Genomic DNA, 19,418 nt, shown 5'->3' on the forward strand with positions numbered 1-19,418 from the left:
AGCAGTCCTCTCTTATGCTATCATACAGAATGTTGGGTTTCTAGCGTATTTCTAACCATACGAAAAGGGAGTAGATCTGGATGGGGAATCCACGCAATGCAATGGAAGTCAAACCAGGGTACCGGGGCCGAGCTTTTACCTCCGATCTCAGCGGTCAGGAATTCTGGTTGGTGGTTGATAAAGGTTTCCAGCCTATGGGTCTGGTGATGGGCAACTGCGTCTATTCAATGGGAGCGGTGCGCAACTGGCTCGTTGGTATTAAGGGCAATTTTCAAGGCGAGATTCGCGAATATTCTGAGCTGATGTATCAGGCTCGTGAGCTTGCCCTTGGTCGCATGCAATTTGAAGCAGATCAGTTAGGGGCCGATGGTGTGATTGGCGTCGACATTAAAGTCGAGTTTATGCACAATAACGAATGGATGGAAGTTACTGCAATCGGGACTGCGGTGCGCTATGTCGGCGGCGGCCCCAATATGCCCCCTATCGGACAGGGCAAGGTTGTTATCCCCACTACCTGAGGTTGTAAGAGTGCATTGGAGAACAGCGCCTGATGCCAACGATTGAGGCGCAAAGTGCTGTTCTCCAATGCACTCTTTTTTGTTACAATAAAGAGAAAAAGCGAGGTTAGCACTTGACTACCATCCAGACCAGACCCTTTGACCTTCAGATCGCTCGGCAGGAAACGCCAGGTACCACAGAGGTTCTTCATCTCAATAATGCAGGCTCAGCTCTCCCCTCTCAGCCGGTCTTAGATGCAACCATTACCTATCTTCAGCGCGAAGCTCTGCTTGGCGGCTACGAGATGGCCGCAGCCTCCCAGGCAGCTATTGAACATACATATGATGCTGCTGCAACACTGATCAATTGCTCTCGGGAGGAGATTGCGCTGATGGAGAATGCCACGCGTGCCTGGGATATGGCATTCTATTCCATTCCATTTAAGCCTGGCGATCGTATCCTGACCTCAATGGCCGAATATGCAAGCAACTATATCGCATATTTACAGGTCGCTCACAAGACTGGGGCCATTGTTGAACCCATTCCTGATGATCCTTATGGACAGCTCTCGCTGGATGCGCTCCGCAATGCCATCGATGACCGTGTGAAACTGATCTCAATTACCCATGTTCCTACCAGTGGTGGTCTGGTTAATCCAATTGCGGAGATCGGTAAGATTGCTCGTTCTGCGGGTATCCTCTATCTGGTAGATGCCTGCCAATCGGTTGGACAGATGCCAATTGATGTACAGAAGATTGGCTGTGATCTTCTCTCGACTACTGGTCGCAAATATCTTCGCGCCCCTCGCGGTACCGGTTTTCTCTATGTGCGCAAAGCGGTTCTGGATCAGCTAGAACCTCCTTTTCTTGATCTCCATGCTGCTACCTGGACTGCTCGCGAGAGCTATGAGATGCGACCAGATGCTCGCCGCTTTGAAACCTGGGAGGCAAATTATGCCAATCGCGTAGGTCTGGGAGCAGCTATCGATTACGCGCTTCAATGGGGCATGGAAACGATCTGGCGGCGCATCAAATTGCTTTCTTATCAACTCCGTTCCCAACTCAGCCCTCTCCCCGGGCTCATCGTAAGAGACCGCGGCATCACTCAATGTGGTATCGTCACGTTTACGATTGATGGGAAAGAGCCTGAAGAGATTCAGCGACGGCTGGCTGAACAAAACATCAATGTCTCGGTTGGCGTTCAGAACTCCACACTCCTCGACCTGGAGGCTCGCGGCATCAAGACGTTTGTGCGTGCCTCCGTTCACTACTACAATAGCGAAGAGGAGATCGCTCGTTTCTGCTCTGCCATTGAGAACCTGATCTAATAGTGTCACTACTGTCTCCACTGCAAAAAAGGACCTCGACACAATCTCTCTCTGAACATGGGTGTGCCCGTCCTTTTTTGCGGGAGCCATCGGCTATACTGCCAGCTCGATGGCTTTGAAGCGCAGAAACTTCTCAGAAAATGAGGCATCATCTTGTTGGACACCCTGCATCGTCTGCTCGATGAGATAGCGTACAACCTGCTGAAGATCACCACCACTCTGTTGATAGATGGCCATCTGGCGGTCGGCTCCAGTTCCTCGTGGATCATCTAACAATGCCCGCAGATAATTCATTTCACGCCTGCTCCCCAATTCATCCACAACGCCATCTACAAACTCAAGCGTCTCACGAATAGCATCTCTCATACTCAGGCGACGATTCTGTGCAAAGTCAATCCATTCAGCGTCCAGTCCATAGCGTGTTGCTCGCCACTTGTTCTCATCAATATAATCGCGCTCCAAAATTGGCACATCCTGGCCCTGTTCGTCCAGCTGTGTCAATCTGGCAACGAGCGCCTGACAAAGGGCCGCAAGGGCAAGGGTATCCTCGACGGAAGCTGGCATATCGCTGATACGGAATTCCAGTGTGTCAAAGAATGGATGAGGACGGATATCCCACCAGATCTTCTTGGCATTGTCAATGCAGCCTGCATCGACCAATCTCTGGACATAGCGATCAAAATCCTCACGCGTTCGATAAATATCAGGCATCCCGCTGCGTGGAAAGCTCTTCCAGACGACTGAACGATAGGACTTGATGCCTGTCATGCGCCCATTCCAGAATGGCGAGTTGCTGGAGAGGGCAACGAGCTGCGGCAGCCAGGTTCGTACCTGATTCATCAGTTTGACCGAGCGCTCTTTTGAGTCAACCGCAACATGCACATGAAGGCCAAAGATCTGAATTGAACGCCCCAGGTCCTGATATTCATCTTCCATAGATTCGTAGCGCTCACGCGGGGTCCGTTTCTGCTCCCACCAGGGAGAGATTGGATGCGTTCCTGCGCTTATCAGCACCAGTCCTTCATTCTGTAAGAGGCGAGCTAACAGTGCCCGGGCTGCATATAATTCTAATCTTGCCGCTGCGATATCCGGCAAGACTGTTGAAATAAACTCGACAGTCGATTGCAACATCTCAGGTTTGATCTGCTCTTCAAAGATTGGAGCGCCCTTCTCTAGTATGCTCTGTGCACTTGAACGCAGTTTGCCGGATTGAGGATCAACCAGTTGAAACTCCTCCTCAATACCCAGTGTGAAACGCTTGCTCATATCCAATACCTCCGACGACGCTATTCTCTTGCCATGTTCACACTCTTCTTAGAGTGTGTCTTAAGAGCCGCCAATGCTGATCGAGATAACCTCAATACTTCATTATTGAAGAGATATTGTCTGACGTCATATACATAACAAGTGTATATTTCATGCATCTTTGACAAAAAACCGTCCGTTTCTTCAAGCTGGAAGGGACATCAAACGTGTCCCCAGGCTCTTAAGACATACTCTTACGCTGAACTCATCTCTGAAGTTTCTAGCCACAAATGTATAGTTCATTTCATCGCAAAATAACCCACCAAAATTCTGCATTGTTACCGTATTACTATTAGATGATCAAAACAGACAGATATCTTAATTGATCATTGAGATTGCGTATTTTCTTGCCATCATCATCTAAACATCAAATCGAGTTATTACTATATATATCATTTCTACACTTTTACCATTTTACGTCGCTTTTTGTTTGCCAGGAGGAGCATGGAATGGAGAAGCCCTTATCTACCGCTGGTCTACAAGATACTGTTGTTCATGGTATTCATCTGGTGGGTACTTTCTTTAGCCGCCTGGAAAAGCTCTTACGCTGGGTTTCGCGTCTCATTCTGAGAGTTACTGGCCTGCTCATCTGCGTTGGTGGGGTTCTATCAACGGTTGGCTGGCTTCTAGCTGCTGTCCATACAGATCCGTTAAGCCCAACCTGGAGTGTGGCCGTCTGGCTGGTCATTAGTGGTGTGATCTTCTTAGTGTTTGGGTTTCTTGCACTCTATGCGCAATATATGCTGCGCATCGGCTCGGTCGGACAGTTTGGCCTGCTTGTCTTTTTATTAGGAGCACTCGTACTTATCGCGGGCACCTGCGCAGTTGATCTCTTTATTCTTCCCTGGCTGTTTAAAGTAGTTAGCCAGCTCCCTGATCTTGCTCCACAGCTACAGGGTATGTACAATACGGTTCAGAATGGCACTAATACTGCTGCCTCAACGGTTATCAATGGAACCAATACAGCCACTTCCACCGTTACTAACGGCACAACAAGCGCCTGCAATACCGTTACGCAGAATCTTCCTTTCGGTGGGAGTAGCCTGAGCTGCCCTTCCGCTTCCTCACCAACTGTTCCTTCGGGCTCGGTCCCCTCCGTTACTGTTCCAACGATTAGCTCTTTGCTCGCTAGCATTGGTCTACCTCCTCTGCCCCTCCTTGGCACACTGGGCTTGATGCTGATGTCCGGTGCTTTACTTGCTCCTGGGTGCCTGTTGTTGGGGCTCATCTTTCTGGTTGCAGACGTTCGCCCACGCTCGGCCCTGCTACTCATGATCTGCTGTGCACTCCTTAATCTGCTCGGCCAATTCTTTCTGCATATTCCTTTTCTCGGTCAATTGTCAGGTGTTATCCTCTTCATCTCGCTCGCATGGCTGGGCTTCGCTCTCTGGGCCCCTGGAAAACTGAAGCTTCCAGGCTCATTAGCCGTCCAGACTCACTCTACGACAGCATCTTAGTGGTATCTCTCTCTACCAATGCGATCTACTAGCAGAAAGGTACGTCAATGCCAGGCATGACACTTGTCTCCGCTCCCAAAAAAAGCCGCTCAGCGCTTCGTGCACAGGTTGATGCAGTTATGCAGACGAATCAGTCGCCACAGGATACATGGTGTGTCGTCGCCATCAATGACGCTCATGCGATGACGATCTGGTCTCAACCACATGATCCAGAGCAGGTTGGCGTTCGCCCATCCAATCATGCGGAAGAGCTTCTCGCTGTACACTATGCCGATAAATTCCATGAGTACCTGGATATGCTGCGCGAAACCGGCTGTAAGGTTGAGATCTTCCTAAAGAAAAGCCCCTGCAATTATGGAGCCGGCTCTTGCTACGAGCTCTTTAAAGTGATGCTACTCAAAGAGCGTTTAAATAGTGATCCCAATAGCGTTACGCTCGTCTATGCAACCGTCTATGGCGGCTACAATGGCATCTATAGCCAGTCATCTTATGAGGCCCTGGAAGATTTCGAAAAAAATACAAATTTTTATACTCAGCAATTAGCTGGCTATAATTTATAAACAGTAGAACTAGTAGAACTATAGGAATATGTCACGCGAGGAGATCCACCATAGAGAGCGGATCTCCTCGCGTTTTTAGCGAATAATCCTCCCCTGTATCGCTTTGATCGATCGCTTCTGAATGAGTGAAATAATTCGCTAGCATCCACACTAATCTTGAGTAAGTCGGTCAAGATTCTCTCTTAAAAAAGCCCTTTTCCAGATGGCTCATGGTATAATGGATGATAACCTGGAGACCATACTACAGACTATCTGCTTGACGCCACTGAGATGTTACCAATAATTATGCTGAAGGGCGATCTGTCTATACATTCCTTCCTGTCTGGCGATGAGCAGAAATATACCTGAATGCACTAGCAACATTTACCTCTTCTGGTCACGGAGTCTATGAAAGATACGTCTGACCCCTGAAGATGGACTGTGGAGGGATTATGAGCAATTTTCTCGATGCCCTGGCTCAACGCGTGATTATCTATGATGGCGCGATGGGTACAAATATACAACGCTATCAATTAACGGCTGAAGATTATGGTGGCGCGGCTACCGAAGGGTGCAATGAATATCTTGTTCTCACCAGACCAGCGATCATCGAGGAGATTCAAGCTGGCTTCCTTGAGGTGGGATGCGATGTACTGGAGACAGATTCATTTACTGCCAGCCGCTTGAAACTGGATGAGTACGGCATCGGTCATCTGACTCATGAGGTCAATTTTGCTGCTGCTCAACTCGCTCGTCGTCTGGCTGATAGCTATAGTACGCCAGGGCAGCCACGCTTTGTCGCTGGCTCTATTGGCCCTACTGGTATGCTCCCCTCCTCCGATGATCCTCTCTTGAGCAATATTACCTACCGACAACTGGTTGAAATCTTCCGTGAGCAGGCCCATAGTCTTTTGCTTGGAGGCGTCGATCTCCTTCTGATTGAGACAAGTCAGGATATTCTTGAAGTTCGGGCGGCGATTACCGGTCTACGCCGCGCTATGCAGGAGGTGGGTCGGCAGGTTCCGATTCAAGCTCAGGTCTCGCTCGATACAAGCGGTCGGATGCTTCTGGGAACGGATATCGGTGCAGTGATGACGACGCTGACGGCTCTGCGCGTCGATATTATTGGCCTCAATTGCTCTACTGGCCCCGAACATATGCGTGAGCCGGTCCGCTTTCTGGCCGAGAATTGCCCTCTGCCCATCTCAACCATTCCCAATGCTGGTATTCCCCTCAATGTGAATGGGCAGGCCGTCTATCCGATGGAGCCCGAACCAATGGCACAGGCTCTCCGCGAATTTATTACTGAGTTTGGCGTCAATATTGTGGGGGGATGTTGTGGCAGCAGCCATGAACATCTTCGCGCTATTGTGAATGCCTGTCGTCCCGTCTCCCGTCATCCCCGCCCTATCGCCGATAAGAATATTCTCCACAAAGATTTTACAAAGATTATTCCTCCACTGGTCTCCAGCGGTATCCGCTCGGTCTCGATGCAACAGGACCCGGCTCCTTTGCTGGTCGGGGAGCGCGTCAATTCAACCGGCAGTCGCAAAGCCAAGCAAGCACTTCTAGCCGATGACTATGACACGCTGCTCGCAATTGGCCGCGAACAGGTTGAGGGGGGCGCTCATGTGCTTGATGTTCAGGTTGCGCTGACAGAACGAACCGATGAGGCCGCTCAGATGGCGATCCTGACAAAAAAGCTCTCAATGGGCGTGGAGGCTCCTCTGGTCATTGATTCTACAGAAGCACCAGTCCTCCAGGCGGCCCTCGAGATTGCTCCTGGCCGCGTTATTATCAATTCGATCAATATGGAGACAGGACGCCAACGCATTGAAAGTGTGCTCCCGCTCGCACTTGAGCATGGTTCTGCGGTCATTGCACTGACGATTGATGAGATCGGAATGGGCAAAACCATCGAACGAAAGGTTGAGATCGCGCAGAAGATCTATGATATCTGCGTCAATGAATATCAGTTGCCGCCCACTGCTCTGATTTTTGACCCACTGACCTTCCCCATCACAACGGGACAGGAAGAGCTTCAGACTGCTGGAGTGGAGACATTGACCGCCATCACGCGTATCAAGGCTGAAATGCCTGGCGTGATGACGATTCTAGGGGTAAGCAATGTCTCCTTTGGTCTGAAACAGCATGCTCGCAAAGTGCTCAACAGTGTCTTTCTCTATCATGCCGTACAGGCCGGCCTGGATATGGCGATTGTCAATCCAACCCATATTACTCCCTATGCCGAGATTGATGCCGAGCAACGCCAGCTCGCCGATGATCTGATCTTTAATCGAGAAGATGCTCTGCCTCGCTATATTGCCTATTTTGAGGCCCATGGCCCACAAAAAGATGAAGGCGTGGCCAGAGTCGATCCAACGGAAGGGATGAACGCAGCCGAAAAGATTCACTGGCAGATCCTCCATCGCCGCAAAGAAGGGGTTGAGCCGCTGATCGATGAGGTGATCGCCGAACGCTCGCAGGCCGAAGGCTGGAGCACTGGCGATACAGCCGTTAATGTCCTCAATACGGTCCTGTTACCGGCCATGAAAGATGTTGGTGACCGCTTCGGAGCTGGTGAGTTGATTCTCCCTTTTGTACTCCAATCGGCTGAAGTGATGAAGCGTTCTGTGGCTCACCTGGAGAAATATCTGGAGAAGCAGGAGGGCTATACTAAAGGGAAGATCGTTCTGGCCACAGTCTTTGGCGATGTCCATGATATCGGCAAGAATCTTGTCAATACGATTCTTAGTAATAATGGCTATACTGTCTATGATCTCGGCAAACAGGTCCCTCTCAATACAATCCTGGATAAGGCCGTTGAGGTAAATGCCGATGCTATTGGACTCTCTGCGCTGCTGGTCAGTACCTCAAAACAGATGCCTCTCTGCGTCAAAGAGCTGCATAAGCGCAATCTCAAGTTCCCGGTCATTATCGGTGGAGCTGCGATTAACCGCTCATTTGGACGCCGTATTCTGTTCGTCGATGAGCAGACCCCCGAATCAACGCCTCAGATCTATGATCCTGGCGTCTTCTATGCTCGCGATGCCTTCGAAGGCCTGGATATTATCGATAAATTAACCAATGCTCCCACAGAAAAGGCCAGGTTTGTGGAGCGCATCCAGCAAGAAGCTCTCGCAGAACGCACACGCAAAGCAGCCAGACCAGAACCTGTTGCACCTGTCGATCAAGCGGCAGCCACAAAACCATCGGAGAGCATCAAGCCACTCACCACGCTCCCTACCCCGCCATTCTGGGGTCCACGCGTACTTGAGCGGATCGGATTGGAGGATATCGCCGTCAATCTTGACCTGAATGCGCTCTATCGCGGACGTTGGGGAGGAACCGCGCATGGGGCCGAATTTACGCGCCTGGTTGAAGAGGAGTTTCAGCCGCGCCTGGAACGTATGCTCCGCGAGGCTCGCCAGCAACGCTATCTCCAACCACGGATGATCTATGGCTATTATCCCTGCCAATCAAGCGGCAATGAGCTGATTATCTATGATCCACAACCTTTCCAACAAACAAGTAGTGGCACGCCCGAGCTACGCGAAATCTCACGCTTTGGCTTCCCTCGTCAAACCGAGCGGGAACGACTCTGCCTGGCCGACTACTTCGCTTCGGTAGAGAGTGGTCAGGTTGATGTTGTAGCCTTCCAGGTTGTGACAATGGGCGAGCCGGCCAGCGAAGCTGTACAGCGAGCACAACAGGCTGGTGACTATTCAGAAGCCTACTTCATTCATGGACTCTCAGTTCAGATGACGGAGGCAATGGCCGACTATGCAAATAATCTGATCAAACAGGAGTTGAAACTTGAGGAGCCGCGTGGACGGCGCTATAGCTGGGGCTATGCCGCAATCCCTGATCTCGCCGATCATGAGAAGCTCTTCCAATTGCTGCCAGTGCGCGAGACAATCAATGTTGATCTCACTGAAAGCTATCAACTGGTTCCTGAACAGACCACTGCCGCCATTGTTATCCATCATCCACAATCCGTCTACTTTGCCGTTCGCACATCTTCAGCAGAGACCGCAGCAGTCTAGTCGAAAGCTTCAGGTCATTGAAAAACCGTTCGGGCTCCCTCTCTTTTCTGTGAGATAGAGGGAGCCCGAACGGTTCTTCAATGACCTATGGATTAATGGATAGAGATTGCCGAAACACTTGTTGATGCAGCATCCTCAGGAGCCTCATGCTCGGCAGCTTTACGCTTGTTGCCGATAAGTGGGATCTCCTTCAGGAAGAGCGAGATGATAAAAGCCAGAACCATCAAAAGCGAGCTTAACACAAAGACATTATGAATGCCTCCGGTCAGACCAACTTTTACAGCTTCCATCAATTGCCCATAGAGCGCTTTCCCCTGTGGCCCATACGCCGCCAATTGCTTCTGAAACTGCTTCTGAACTTCATCCGACAGGAGCACGTTTGGATCATTGAAGAGATCCAGCGTCTTGCCTGGCAAGACTTTTTTCACAGCTGCCGGAATAGCATTCTGGAAAGCAGGCGAGTATGTTGAGTTCATCACTGAACCCATCGCTGCAACGGCAATTGTTCCACCTATCTGCCGGAAGAAGGTCAGACCAGACGTAGCCTGTCCCAGCTTGGTCGGTAGAGCATTCTGCACAATAATTGTGTAGAGCGAAAAGCTACAACCCAGTCCCAGGCCCAACACCAGCATCGCCACAATCAATTGATTGGGCGTTGAATCAGCCGTCAATTGTTGCAGTAACAGCGATCCACCAATCGCAATCACCATTCCAGCAATCGCAATCAGCTTATACTTTCCAAAGCGCGACACCAGAATACCAGAGACAATACTGGAGACAATGATGCCTCCCATCAATGGAATCAGACGCAGGCCACTATTGGTAGCGGAGATACCCAGAACACCCTGTGAGTAGAGGGGCAGAAAGACAATACAGCCAAACATACCCATACTTGTAATCATGGAGATAAGTACGGATGTGGTGAAGATTCGATTGGTAAACAGGCTTGGGTCAATAATTGGCTGCCCGTCATGACGCTCCAGATTGTGCTCATAAAACACAAAGGTGGTCAAAACTACCAGCGCACCCGCAAACAGGCTCATGATCTGCCAGGAGAGCCAGGGATAGGTGGAACCCGCCCAGGTAAAGGCCAGCAGGAATGGAACCGTTCCAGCAATTAACAGAGCAGCGCCAAGATAATCGATACTTGGTCGGCGACTATCTTTGCTATGTAAAGTTGGCATCAAGAAGATGAGAACGAGTAAGGCAATCGCGCCAATTGGCAGATTGACATAAAACACCCAGCGCCAGGTCGAGTTATCGGTAATCCATCCACCAGCTGTCGGTCCCAGGACAGAAGAGAGGCCGAAGATGCCACCAGTCAATCCCTGCCAACGTCCACGCTCACGCGCCGTAAACAGGTCTCCAATCACGGCAATCGCAATTGGCATCAGAGCCGCAGCACCGATTCCCTGAAATGCGCGAAAAGCAACGAGCTGGGCCATATTTTGCGAGGCTCCACAGGCAGCAGACCCCGCCAGAAAGAGAACAACACCAATGAGAAAGATAGGCTTACGACCAAAGATGTCCGATAATTTTCCATAGATTGGTACCATGACGGTCGATGTCAGCAAGTAAGCTGTCGTAACCCAGGTATAGTAATTAATGCCTCGCAGATCGGTAATGATGCGCGGCATCGCAGTATCAACAATGGTCTGATCCAATGAAGCAAGAAGCATCACCATCAATACGCCCAGCATGGTTAAGAGCTTCTCACGATCGGTATAGCGTGGTCTCTCCTGTGTCTGCTCGATAGCAGAAATTTTTTCCTCTTCAACCGAAGAGACTTGCGACGTTGAGGCCATTCGTTAGTCCTTCCTTTGGGGTCCCGTTGCTGTAGCAAAAAGTTTTTAGCATAGTCAAAACAGATTGTTTACGTTTACCAGACGCTTGCACTTCTTCGTCGCCACACGCCAGGCAGGAGCTTTTACAACACACACGCTCCCAGTCAGGAGATTTGTTATTGTCTAAAGCATCAAAAATGAGCCGCCTATCGACGCTCAAAATTCAGAAGAAACCTCTACACTGATGTTTATTCTGGTGTGGTTCTTTTTTAGAGGCACATTATCACTAGCCACTCAACTACCTCTCCCATACTTCACTTCTCATTATGACCCTACAGTCAAAATATTACGATATGGTCATCGAAATGTCAAGAGAGTTCTATAAATATCCCATTTTAAGCGTTGGTCCTGATCTGAGATACAATATGCCCTCCTTTAAGAGGAAAAGAGTGCATAAAAAAATGAGTAATGACAACGCACAAAGCTTATGGTATACTTCCAGGGTAAGAATGTAATCTACTCTGGCAAAGTTGGAGAAAACATCGTGAACTATCGCATGGATTATTCTAGCTGTCTCTACGTTTACAGAGGTACCGTTAAGTAGCTCAGCCCTCTGTGAACGTTAAACTTCTGTGCGATCCAACAGGTTTCATCATAGCCTCCCCCCGTACATCCGCTGCCTGGGCTACTGCCTCTTATGCCAACACTATGCAGTTACCTGCTCCAGAGGAGAGAAAGTTTATGGCTAACATTTCACAGAAACCAATCTATCTGTATAATACATTGACCCGCACCAAAGATCTCTTTCAGCCCCTGAATCCACCTCGCGTGGGCATCTATAACTGCGGCCCTACGGTCTATAAAGATATTCATATTGGAAATCTCCGCGCTTTTACGACAACCGATTGGCTACGCCGTATCCTGGAATATAACGGCTACGATGTTTTCCTGGTTCGCAATATCACCGATGTCGGCCATCTCCATGATGATGAGGCTCGTGAAGGACAGGATAAATTAGAGCATGAGGCGCGCACAACTGGTCGCTCGGCCTACGAAATTGCTGCACACTATACCGAACAGTATCTGCGCGATACGGCTGAGATGAATATTCTGCCTCCTCATGTGACGCCACGGGCAACGGATCATATCCCTGAGATGCTCGCAATTACAGAAAAATTAATCGAGCGCGGCCTCGCCTATGTCTCCGATGGCAATGTCTATTATGATGTCAGCCGCTTTGAAGGCTATGGCGCTCTCTCGGGCAATACGGTCGAGAATCTTCGCGAGGGCGGCCATGGTCGCGCTCAGATGGAGATTGCTGAGGATAAGCAGGCTCCAGAAGATTTTGCCCTCTGGAAACGAGGCGATGCCTCTCGCCAGATGAACTGGGAGAGCCCCTGGGGCACTGGCTTCCCTGGCTGGCACATTGAATGCTCAGCCATGGCGACAAAATATCTGGGCGAGCAGTTCGATATTCATACGGGCGGACGCGACCTGGTCTTCCCTCACCACGAAGATGAGATTGCTCAAAGTCAGGGGGCAACAGGCAAGCAGCCAGTCCAATACTGGCTTCACAACGAATTTCTCGATCTCGGCAATAGTAAGATGTCTCGCTCGGTTGGCAATGTCATTCTACTGGATACGCTCAAAGCGCGGGGTATTGAGCCCATGGCTTATCGCTACCTGCTGCTTACTGCTCACTATAGCTCTAAACAGGGTTTTACGGATGAGTCTATTGCGGGTGCTCAGAATGCATTGAATAATCTCCGCACCGATCTGGCAGAGCTTCCAATCACGGAGGCTCCTACAACCTGGTCAGTTGAAGCCCAACGGTTCCGCGAAGCTTTCCACGAGGCGATCAACAACGATATGGATCTCCCCGGGGCCATTAGCATTACACGTGAAGCCGTTCGGAGCTCAAAAATCGAGCCCGGTGAGCGCCGCCATCTCATTCTAGACTTTGATCGCGTACTGGGCCTGCGACTGGAGACCGTTCAGCCACGCGCAACGCGCACGTTTAGCCCCGAGGCCCTGGAGCTCGTTCGTCTACGCGATGAAGCTCGTGCAGCACGCAATTGGAAGGAGTCCGATCGCCTGCGTGAAGCTCTAAAAGCTCTGGGGTTCGAGGTACGAGATACTGCAAATGGGACTGAGCTAGTTTAAAATAGAAGGAGCGGAGGAGGCTTCTCCTCCCTCTCTTGTCGTCTTTTTCCCAATAGAAAGAGAGCAGATGAATGGCATCTCGGTGGCAAAAGACTCGTCAGAGCGCCGCTGATCTAACCAGTCTCCTCAGCGGCTCCTATGATCCCTTTACTCGTCAATCGCTCCCTCGCAAAAGTGGCACACTCCACATTCCTGGCCTGCATTCCTCTGTGACTATCCAGACTGACACCTATGGAGTCCCTCATATCTACGCTCACAATGATGATGATCTTTACTTTGCACAGGGCTATGTTCATGCTCAGGATCGTCTCTGGCAGATGGAATTTAATCGACGCCTGGCATCTGGTCGTCTCTCAGAACTGTTCGGTGCACCCACTCTTGAGGTTGATCGCTTTTGTCGTCGATTGGGGCTTCATCGAGCCGCTCAGGCACATCTCTCTCGCCTCTCGGAGCACGATCGGCATCTATTAGAGGTGTATAGTCAGGGGGTCAATGCATATATCAATACACATAGCGAGACCCGAATAAAAAAGCTTCCCATCGAGTTTCAACGATTACACACTACACCTGTTCTCTGGGAACCTGCCGCAACACTGCTCTGGTCAAAACTACAGGCCTGGAGCCTCAGTGGAAACTGGGAGACTGAGCTCATTCGTGCTCAACTGATCGAAAAACTCGGCGTTGAACAGGCCAGCCGACTGGAAACCGGGGATGCTCCCAGCCATCCACTGACCATTCCTCCTGGGGTCTCCTATCGAGGTATCAATCCTGACCTGCTTGAACAATCTGCTCAGATCAAAGAGCTCAGTGGCCTGGGTGCCCTGAGTAGCAGCAATAGCTGGGTGGTCGATGGCACCAGATCCCAGACGGGCAAGCCCCTTCTCTGCAATGATCCCCATCTCGGACAGGCTGTCCCTTCTGTCTGGTATGAATGTCACTTACAGAGCCCTACCCTGAACGTTATAGGTGTGAGCTTCCCAGGAAACCCTGGCATCATCATTGGTCACAACGACCAGATTGCCTGGGGTATCACTAACGCGGTCTCCGATGTCCAGGATCTCTACATTGAAAGATTCAACGCCCAGGGCCAATATGAGTTTCAAGACCACTGGGAAGATGCGACGATCGTACGAGAATCTATCATCGTCAAAGATCAGGCCAAACCAGTGATCGAAGAGGTTTACATCACACGCCATGGCCCTATTCTTACAACATTCACCTCAACACAACAAAGCGAACTTCCGCTTGCCCTGCGCTGGACCGCCTTTGAGGATTGTACCCTTCCCGCCGCAATCTATCTCCTCAATCGCGCCACAGATTGGGAGCAATTTAAAACTGCGCTCCAACAATGGGATACGCCAGCACAAAATTTCGTGTATGCCGATAGGTCCGGTAATATTGGCTATCTGATGGCCGGGAAGATCCCCATCCGCGCTCGTGGCCAGGCGCTCCTTCCTTCACCCGGATGGACCGGCGAGAATGAATGGACGGGATATATCCCTTTTGCAGAGCTTCCGCAGAGCTATAATCCAGAGCAACATTTTATTGTTACAGCCAATAATCGCATGCTTGATGACAACTATCACTACTATATTACTCATGAATGGGCCAATGGCTATCGCGCCCAACGCATCACAAACCTGCTCCTGGCAAAAGAGAAATTTACGCTCGAAGATATGCAAACGATCCAGACCGATCAATTCTCTCTCCCGGCAACCGAATATACCCCTTATCTCCTTCAGCTTTCTACCGACACGCCACTCAAGCGAGCTGCCCACGAGATTCTCCTGAGCTGGGATTATACACTATCGCCACAAAGCATTGCAGCTGCCATCTATACAACGTTTCAACGGAAACTGGAACAGATCGTTCTGGATGCTATCTTGGGTGACGACGAGCTTCTTCAACGTAGCTATCAAGGCAGGAGCTCTTCTATAAATAGCTACACCAGTCGTGCTAAGCCCTGGCTCATTCGTCTGCTCAAAGTACAGGATGATAGCTGGTTTGCTCATTCAGCCCTGCCTAATGGGCCCAGCTCATGGGAGACTGCACTTCAACGTGCCTTTGAGGCAACCATCGAAGAGCTCAGTCACACCCTTACAGCCAATATCCTACGATGGCAATATGGCGCTATTCATACGCTGACCTATAAACATCCCATGGGCACAACGAAAACGCTGGAGAAGACCTTCAATCGAGGCCCATTCCCGATCGGAGGCGATAATGATACGATCAATGTCAGCGCCAGCTCGATCATTCACCCGGAAGAAGTGGTGGCTACTGCCTCCTATCGACTGATTGCTGACCTGAATGATTGGGATAACTCACGCTCAATCCACTCTCCCGGTCAATCTGGGCATCCTATGAGCCCCCATTATGCCGATCAGCTCCCACTCTGGCAGCAACAGGCCTATCATTCGCTACCCTTTAGCCAGCAACGGGTGCAAAAATCGACCATCGAACAATTGGAACTCCAACCTTAAACACAACAAACACAACAACTATATACTTTCTTTACATTTTCAAGATTTATTCTTGAGATTCTAGCTGTAAACTATAGCTATGTGAGAATGCAGAGTGAGTCACAGGCCCTGCTTCACACTCAGAGAGGCTTGTACATGCGAACAAGCCTCATTATTTTGTCCTTCTTCATGGCTCAAGTAAGCTGATCTGGCTATTTCTGGTACATTCAGTCATGATAAAGCCAACAATACAGTATAATCAAATCACACTATCGTGGTATCACCCAGAGCATGAATCCAGCCCACAACACGCTTGAGAAGTCTTTTTCTGCCAGTACATTTTGCATTCATTGCCACCATGCCAGGAGATGCCGCTACCTTTTGCCTCACCTCTTGACAACCTCATAACAGAAAGCTATACTTTCTATAGCAAATAGTTATTTGAGGAAAAATATGAACTTAGCGGAGAAGATTAAGCATTTGCGCGAGGTAGAAGGGGAATTACGGGGAATTAACCGGCCCATGACGCAGATGGAAATTGTCAAAACGATGCAAGAGGAGCTTGGCGAGAGCATCAGTCAGGCCTATTTGTCCCAGTTGGAAAGCTCTAAACGTCTGCATCTCACTGCGTCTAGTAGAGATCTGCTGGCTCGTTTCTTTAAGGTACATCCTGGGTATCTTGTCAGCGATCCCCCCGATTATAGCACCGATCTGCTCTCAGAGATGGAGATGCACACAGATCGCCTGGAGACCTGGCTAGTTGCGAATGCTGCTGAGTGGCGCATCGAGCCAGCTCTGCATACAGTGCTCCAGACGCTCGCCAATGCACCCGATCCTCGCCGCTACCTGGATGTCCTGCAAAAGTTAATGGACTATTCAATTGAAGAGCTAGAGGCTATTGTAGAAGCTCTCGAAGAGCATCAGGAATCTGAAGAGAGCGCAATGCTCGATCAGTAACATCATCAAAAAGGGGAGATTGTATTTTTACGGTCAGGCTACGTCTCTTTCTATAGAACCGTGTTTTTATTCTGGCCTACACTCTTCCCTGCTCTATCCGTTTACAGAACAGGAACATTTTTGACGCTTCAGGGTCCGCCCTGTAGCCTCTACACAAAGGTGGATGTATGTTTCGTAGCCAACAGCAGTGCCTGGATTCAGTCAGGTCACAGCGCTACCTTTTCCAGCAGAGCCGGAATCCTCTGCTACAGCGCCACCCTGTCCTTCTACCAACGGCTTTCCTGTCTGGCTCGTTACTCTCTGGTATCGCTGGCCTCTATGGAAACATGGATTTCACAGTCATTGGAGCCTCTTCTCTGCTCCTTTGCCTGCTTGTAGCATTTGTGCTCGGGACGTGTGGTCTCCTGATCTGCATCATTGGCATCCTTGAATACAATGAACTCCAATGGGGGGTACAGGTCGTCAAGATTGCACATACCACTCATGGTCAGCAATCAAAGGAGCATAGCTATGATCGCTACTGATCCACTCTCAATCTTGTTTATCGTCTGTTTCCTGCTAGGAATCCTCTTTCTTGTCATTACCAGCCTGTTGGGTGGCGGTCATGGACATACTGCTGGCATTGGCCATGGCCATGCTGCTCCGCATGTCCACCTGCCCGCACATGCAGCTCATGTCAGCACGCATGCAACTCATGCTCATACCACAACCCATACGAGTCATCAGTCGACTCAACGCCAGGCAACCTCTGATACATTGTCGTTTCTCGCGTATATTAATCCTATTACGATTGTCCTCTTCGCCTTTGGCTTTGGCTTTTTTGGGTATATCTTTCACAACGCAACCACCCTCCCACTGGCTATAACGCTGCTTCTAGCCAGCATAAGTGGCTTGCTCGTTGCAGCCTTGATTGTACTCTTGATCTCGCGCATCTTTCGCGATAGTGAGGGAGCTACAGTCCAGGATGTCTCTGACCGGACTGGTCTTCTGGGAAAGGTCAGCCTGACCATTCAAGAGCATGGCATGGGCGAGATTCTCTATCTCTCTCCTGGTGGGATGCGCAAGAGTATTCCTGCACGTAGCATCGATGGACGTCGTCTTGAACGCGATCAAGAGGTGGTGGTGATCAATTATCAGCGTGGTATTGCAGAGGTCGATACCTGGGAACATTTTGTCAACCAGGAAGAGTCGGTGGGGATAGAAGGGTCTCATAGTAACGAATTAGCCACTCTCCGCGCCTTACTTGATGAATCTACTAATATTACTGAAGAGTATGCCCTACAGCAAGACCAACAAAAGGAGTAATACTTATGGAATGGGCTCTTATTATTGGTGCAGGCGTTATCGCCGCACTCTTTATTGTCGTGGTGATTGTTCGTATCTATGCCACTTTCTTGCGCAAGGTTGGCCCAAACCAGGCTCTCATTGTCTATGGTAAAGGTGGCACCAAAATTGTTACTGGCGGCGCACAATTTGTGATTCCTATGCTCCAGCGCGCTCAAGATTTATCGCTGGAACTGATGTCCTTTGATGTCGCCCCCCGCCAGGCTCTCTATACGACTCAAGGCGTTGCGGTGAATGTAGAGGCCGTGACTCAGATTAAGGTCCGCTCTGATGATGAGAGCATTAAAACTGCTGCCGAACAGTTTTTAAATAAACATCAGGATGATCGCGAAAATCTGATCCGTCTGGTCATGGAAGGGCATCTCCGTGGCATTGTTGGTCAGCTTACGGTTGAGGATCTGGTCAAGGATCCCGAAAGCGTTGGCGGCAAGATGCTGCGGACCGTTACCCCTGATATGCAGAAGATGGGCCTTGAGGTGATCTCGTTCACCATTAAAGATGTCCGTGACGAGAACGACTATATTACGAATATGGGCCGTCCACAGATCGCTCAGATCCGCAAACAGGCCGATATCGCTGCCGCTCTTGCTCAACGCGATACTCAGATTGAACAGGCCAACGCTGCTCGCCAATCCTCCGTCGCTCGCTCCATGGCCGATCAGGAACGCGTGAAAGCGGAGACCGAATCGCTGGCTCTCCAGGCTGAGTCACAGCGTAACCTGGCTTTGAAAAAGGCTGCTTTCGAGGCCGAAATCAAAAAGCAACAGGCAACTGCGGACAAATCCTACGATATTCAGTCCAATGTGACTCAGCAGCAGGTCATTGCTGAGGCTGTTCGCGTTACTGAGGTCGAGAAGAACGCTCAGATTAAAGTACAACAGGCTGAAATCCAGCGCCGCGAATTAGAGCTACAGGCAACGATTCAGAAGGCTGCTGAGGCCGATCGTCGCCGTATTGAAACGGTGGCTGAGGCCGAACGCCAGCGCTTGATTCTCGAAGCTCAAGGTCAGGCCGACGCTGCCAAAGCTCGCGGTCTTGGTGATGCAGAAGCAAATCGCGCTCGTGGTCTCGCTGAAGCTGAAATTATTCGCGCTCGTGGTCTTGCTGAGGCTGAAGTTATTCGTGCGAAAGGTGAGGCTGAGGCCGATGCAATGAAAGTCAAAGCCGCTGCCTTCCACGAATATAATCAGGCCGCTGTACTCGATAAACTCCTCACTGGCATGCCTGAGATTGTTCGTGCTATCGCTGAGCCTCTTAGCAAGGTTGATAAGGTGACGATCGTTTCGACGGGTGGCGATGGCAATCACAATGGCGTAGGTGCCAGCCGCCTGACTGGCGATATCATGAATATGGCTGCACAGGTCCCTGCCCTCTTTGAACTTCTGAGTGGCACCCGTATTAATGAACTGATGAGCCGTGTCCCTGCGATCAATACACAAGAGACAGACAGCACCAACACGGATGCAGCCAAAGCCAGTGCCAATGGTACTGCAAACGCTGCTTCCAATACTGCCAATAAATAGTCTGTACAGCGTA

General features: G+C 50.2%; 13 protein-coding genes. 11 read left to right on the plus strand and 2 right to left on the minus strand.

The genetic code is table 11. The annotated features are described in order from the left end of the window. The first annotated feature begins 80 nt into the window (after window positions 1-80). Together EL628_RS15915 and EL628_RS15920 are read left to right on the plus strand one after the other, a co-directional pair. Window positions 81-518, plus strand: coding sequence for a YbjQ family protein (locus tag EL628_RS15915; RefSeq protein WP_126580910.1), 438 nt, complete (start codon window positions 81-83; stop codon window positions 516-518). 113 nt (window positions 519-631) lie between these two features. Next, complete coding sequence (locus EL628_RS15920) at window positions 632-1,825, plus strand: aminotransferase class V-fold PLP-dependent enzyme (RefSeq protein WP_126580911.1); 1,194 nt, start codon at window positions 632-634, stop codon at window positions 1,823-1,825. Window positions 1,826-1,918: 93 nt separating this feature from the next. On the opposite strand, the gene EL628_RS15925 is transcribed toward EL628_RS15920, so the two are convergent. Beyond that, on the minus strand, window positions 1,919-3,091 hold the full coding sequence (locus tag EL628_RS15925) for a carboxylate-amine ligase (protein WP_126580912.1): 1,173 nt from the start codon (window positions 3,089-3,091) through the stop codon (window positions 1,919-1,921). A gap of 488 nt (window positions 3,092-3,579) precedes the next feature. On the opposite strand from EL628_RS15925, the gene EL628_RS15930 reads away from it, so the two are divergent. From EL628_RS15930 to metH, 3 genes are all read left to right on the plus strand, one after another. Continuing rightward, window positions 3,580-4,587, plus strand: coding sequence for a hypothetical protein (locus EL628_RS15930; RefSeq protein ID WP_126580913.1), 1,008 nt, complete (start codon window positions 3,580-3,582; stop codon window positions 4,585-4,587). A 47-nt stretch (window positions 4,588-4,634) separates the two neighbouring features. Continuing rightward, a complete protein-coding gene (locus tag EL628_RS15935) occupies window positions 4,635-5,147 on the plus strand; it encodes a hypothetical protein (protein WP_126580914.1) in 513 nt (170 codons plus the stop codon). A gap of 431 nt (window positions 5,148-5,578) precedes the next feature. Continuing rightward, a complete protein-coding gene (gene metH / locus EL628_RS15940) occupies window positions 5,579-9,172 on the plus strand; it encodes a methionine synthase (RefSeq protein ID WP_126580915.1) in 3,594 nt (1,197 codons plus the stop codon). A gap of 92 nt (window positions 9,173-9,264) precedes the next feature. Here the strand turns inward: metH and EL628_RS15945 are convergent, their stop codons facing one another. Further along, window positions 9,265-10,977 (minus strand): MDR family MFS transporter, encoded by a 1,713-nt coding sequence (locus EL628_RS15945; RefSeq protein WP_126580916.1) that lies wholly within the window; start codon window positions 10,975-10,977, stop codon window positions 9,265-9,267. 720 nt (window positions 10,978-11,697) lie between these two features. Here EL628_RS15945 and cysS point away from each other — a divergent pair. The 6 genes from cysS (at window position 11,698) to EL628_RS15975 (ending at window position 19,405) form a co-directional block, all read left to right on the plus strand. Continuing rightward, a complete protein-coding gene (cysS, locus tag EL628_RS15950) occupies window positions 11,698-13,119 on the plus strand; it encodes a cysteine--tRNA ligase (RefSeq protein ID WP_161975540.1) in 1,422 nt (473 codons plus the stop codon). A 71-nt stretch (window positions 13,120-13,190) separates the two neighbouring features. Further along, window positions 13,191-15,602: a penicillin acylase family protein gene (locus tag EL628_RS15955; protein ID WP_126580918.1), complete on the plus strand. Its 2,412-nt coding sequence runs from the start codon at window positions 13,191-13,193 to the stop codon at window positions 15,600-15,602. A gap of 432 nt (window positions 15,603-16,034) precedes the next feature. After that, window positions 16,035-16,538, plus strand: a complete 504-nt coding sequence (locus tag EL628_RS15960) for a transcriptional regulator (protein ID WP_126580919.1) — start codon at window positions 16,035-16,037, stop codon at window positions 16,536-16,538. Between the two features lie 167 nt (window positions 16,539-16,705). Continuing rightward, window positions 16,706-17,062 (plus strand): hypothetical protein, encoded by a 357-nt coding sequence (locus EL628_RS15965; protein WP_126580920.1) that lies wholly within the window; start codon window positions 16,706-16,708, stop codon window positions 17,060-17,062. Continuing rightward, window positions 17,049-17,843, plus strand: a complete 795-nt coding sequence (locus tag EL628_RS15970) for a hypothetical protein (protein WP_126580921.1) — start codon at window positions 17,049-17,051, stop codon at window positions 17,841-17,843. Before EL628_RS15965 ends, EL628_RS15970 begins: the two co-directional genes overlap by 14 nt. A gap of 5 nt (window positions 17,844-17,848) precedes the next feature. Continuing rightward, window positions 17,849-19,405, plus strand: a complete 1,557-nt coding sequence (locus EL628_RS15975; protein WP_126580922.1) for a flotillin family protein — start codon at window positions 17,849-17,851, stop codon at window positions 19,403-19,405. Window positions 19,406-19,418: the final 13 nt, after the last annotated feature.

Origin of the sequence: Tengunoibacter tsumagoiensis, assembly GCF_003967535.1 — a bacterium.
Lineage (GTDB): Bacteria > Chloroflexota > Ktedonobacteria > Ktedonobacterales > Ktedonobacteraceae > Tengunoibacter > Tengunoibacter tsumagoiensis.